Annotated in this window: 4 protein-coding genes; 2 read left to right on the forward strand and 2 right to left on the reverse strand. The window is 64.4% G+C overall.

Annotated elements, in window-relative coordinates:
- Both J0I79_RS34630 and J0I79_RS34635 read left to right on the forward strand, forming a co-directional pair.
- Nucleotides 1-181: L,D-transpeptidase (locus tag J0I79_RS34630; RefSeq protein WP_292870559.1), on the forward strand; the 181-nt coding region annotated here is incomplete at its 5' end.
- Nucleotides 182-529: 348 nt separating this feature from the next.
- Entirely contained in the window at nucleotides 530-1,450 is a 921-nt protein-coding gene (locus J0I79_RS34635) for a bifunctional 5,10-methylenetetrahydrofolate dehydrogenase/5,10-methenyltetrahydrofolate cyclohydrolase (RefSeq protein ID WP_292870562.1), read from the forward strand.
- A 12-nt stretch (nucleotides 1,451-1,462) separates the two neighbouring features.
- Here J0I79_RS34635 and glcF read toward each other — a convergent pair whose 3' ends face one another.
- Together glcF and J0I79_RS34645 are read right to left on the reverse strand one after the other, a co-directional pair.
- On the reverse strand, nucleotides 1,463-2,788 hold the full coding sequence (gene glcF / locus J0I79_RS34640) for a glycolate oxidase subunit GlcF (RefSeq protein ID WP_292870565.1): 1,326 nt from the start codon (nucleotides 2,786-2,788) through the stop codon (nucleotides 1,463-1,465).
- A 65-nt stretch (nucleotides 2,789-2,853) separates the two neighbouring features.
- Nucleotides 2,854-3,022 (reverse strand): FAD-linked oxidase C-terminal domain-containing protein (locus J0I79_RS34645; protein WP_292870569.1); only part of this gene is annotated, 169 nt, incomplete at its 5' end.

The following is a 3,022-nucleotide window of genomic DNA, read 5'->3' on the forward strand; positions in this document are numbered from 1 at the left end:
CGAGAACCCGCTCGGCGCGCGCGCGCTCTATCTCGGCACGACCGAATACCGCATCCACGGCACCAACCAGCCCTGGACGATCGGTGGCGCGGTGTCGTCGGGCTGCATCCGCATGCGCAATGAGGACGTGGTCGACCTCTATGAGCGGGTCAATGTCGGAACCACGGTCGAGGTGATATAATAGCTGCGACGAATCACCTGACCCGGCTCTGTCCGGATCGGAAGGAATAACGGGGGACGGGCCGTATGGGGATGCGGCCGGTCAAGAAGGGCAGCACGGGAAACCGCGCTGCCCTTTTCGTTTTCGGGTTTTTGATGCGCCGTTTCCCCCTACCCAGTTTTGACCGACACGCCGGGTTTGGTACGCAGGGAGCGGCAAGTCGTCCCGAAAGCAGAACGGTTCGCTTTCGGGGCTGATTTCCCCGCCGGCCTCTGCTATTGCAGTGCACAATTCACAGTTTTGCGTAATTCCGCAGGGAGCTGCTTCGTACTTTCCCTGGAATTGCCTGAGAAGGCAGAGGTGCCAGCCATGACCCGGATCGACGACAGCCGCTACCTCAGAGGTGGCCCGGTCGCCCAGCGCATCATCGCTTCGGTGCGCGAGGACGCGGCAATCGCGACAGCGGAAGGCTTTCCGCCGAAGCTGGTTTCGATCACCGTCGGCGACACCGACGCCGTCGACGTCTATGTGCGCAACCAGCGCGCTAAGGCCGCCCTTGCCGGCATCAGCTTCGAGGAAAGGCGCTTCGCCGCCGACATCACCGCGGGTGAACTGGAAGCCGCGATCCACGGCCTCAATGCCGACCCGCGCGTCACCGGCATCATCATCCAGCGGCCGGTTCCCGCGCACATCCCAATCAAGACGCTGCAGGCGGCGGTGCATCCGCTGAAGGACGTCGAGGGCATGCATCCGGCCTCGATCGGCAACATCGTCTACAACCAGCTCGACCTGGCGCCCTGCACGGCAGCCGCCTCGGTCGAACTGCTGAAGGAAACCGGGCTCGAACTCAAGGGGCTCGAGGTGGTCGTCGTCGGCCATTCCGAGATCGTCGGCAAGCCGATCGCCTTCCTGTTGATGAGCGAGGGCGCGACGGTGACCGTCTGCCATCACATGACACGCTCGCTGGCCGCCCACGCGCGCCGCGCCGATGCGCTGTTCGTCGCCGTCGGCAAACCACGGCTGATCAAGGCCGACATGGTCAAGCCTGGCGCCTGCGTCATCGACATCGGCATCAATTCGGAAATCGGCCCCGACGGCGAAAGCCGCATCGTCGGTGATGTCGATACCGACAGCGTCAAGGAAGTGGCGTCCTGGATCACGCCGGTGCCGGGCGGCGTCGGTCCGCTCACGGTAGCGATCCTGCTGCGCAACACCATGGTGGCGCTCAACCGCCAGCGCGCGCTCTATCGCGCGACCTATGGCGTGCCGGACCAGATCGCGGCGGAATAGCGCGACAGCATCTCACTCCGCGGCGACAAGACTTTCTTCCCGGACACCTTCGGGCCTCGGACCGCCATAGGCCCAATCGAGCAGCTTTATCGTGTGCACGACCGGCATTCTGGCGGCCGAAGCGATCTGCGTGATGCAGCCTATGTTGCCGGTGGCGACGATCGAAGCGCCCGTGGCCTCGATGTTCCTCACCTTGCGATCGCGCAGCTTGGCCGAAATCTCGGACTGCAGGATGTTGTAGGTGCCGGCCGAGCCGCAGCACAGATGGCCCTCGCGCGGCTCGCGCACGACGAAGCCGGCCTTGGTGAGAAGCTCTTTCGGCTGGCGCGTGATCTTCTGGCCGTGCTGCATAGAACAGGCCGAGTGATAGGCGACGACCGTTCCGGGCTTGCGCACCGGTTCGGGCAGATCGATGCCGGCGAGATACTCGGTGATATCCTTGGCCAGCGCCGACACCCGCGCGGCCTTGGCGGCGTAGGCCGGATCGAGGCGCAGCATGAAGCCGTAGTCCTTGATCGTCGTGCCGCAGCCCGATGCGGTGATGACGATTGCGTCGAGCCCGCCCTGTTCGATGGCGCGGGTCCAGGCATCGACATTTTGCCTTGCGGAGGCAAGCGCCGCCTCTTCGCGCCCCATATGATGGACCAGCGCGCCGCAGCAGCCCTCGCCGGGCGGCACCACGACATCGATGCCAAGCCGTGTCAGCAGCGAGATGGTGGTGTCGTTGATGGCTGGATCAAGGACGGACTGGGCGCAGCCGGTCAGGATCGCGACACGGCCCTTCTTTGCTCCCCGTCCGGCATGGACGCCTGGGGAGGCCATCGGCGAAGCAGCCGGAATCGATGCCGGCGCGAGCTTCAGCATCGCGGCCAGCGGCTTCAATGCCCGAACCCTTTCGAAGAGGCCTATAAACGGCCTGCCGAGCTTCGCCAGCTTGAGCGCGGCGCGGAAGCGCCGGGGATAGGGCAGAACGAAGGCCAGCATGGCGCGCGTCAGGCGGTCGATTAGCGGCCGCCTGTAGGTTTCCTGGATATGGGCGCGGGCATGGTCGACCAGGTGCATGTAGTTGACGCCGGACGGACAGGTGGTCATGCAGGCGAGGCACGACAGGCAGCGATCTATATGGGTGACGATCTCCTTGTCGGCGGGACGGCCGTTCTCCAGCATGTCCTTGATGAGGTAGATGCGGCCGCGCGGCGAATCCAGTTCGTTGCCCAGCGTCACATAGGTCGGACAGGTGGCGGTGCAGAAGCCGCAATGCACGCATTTGCGCAGGATCTTTTCCGATTCCGCGACATGCGGGTCGGCAAGCTGGGCAGGCGAAAAATTGGTCTGCATCGCTGACGCTCTATTTAGACGCAATTCCTGTGGGAAAACCGTTTCACACTTTTCCTGGAATTGCTCTAGGCCATGCGGCCGGGATTGAGGATGTTCTTCGGATCGAATTCCTGTTTCAGCCGCTGGCTGAGCGCCGCCAGCGCCGGCGCTTGCGGCTCGAACACCGGCAAGGCGGCGCGATGAGCGGGGGCCGCGCGCACCAGCGTCGTATGACCGCCGCCATGTTTGCGCAAC

The organism is Mesorhizobium sp., assembly GCF_017306585.1.
GTDB lineage: Bacteria > Pseudomonadota > Alphaproteobacteria > Rhizobiales > Rhizobiaceae > Mesorhizobium.

What these genes read in the sequence shown, in the direction of transcription:
- J0I79_RS34635 (WP_292870562.1), top strand. Translation starts at nt 530, where the DNA reads ATGACCCGGATCGACGACAGCCGCTACCTCAGAGGTGGCCCGGTCGCC.
- glcF (WP_292870565.1), bottom strand. Translation starts at nt 2,788, where the DNA reads ATGCAGACCAATTTTTCGCCTGCCCAGCTTGCCGACCCGCATGTCGCG.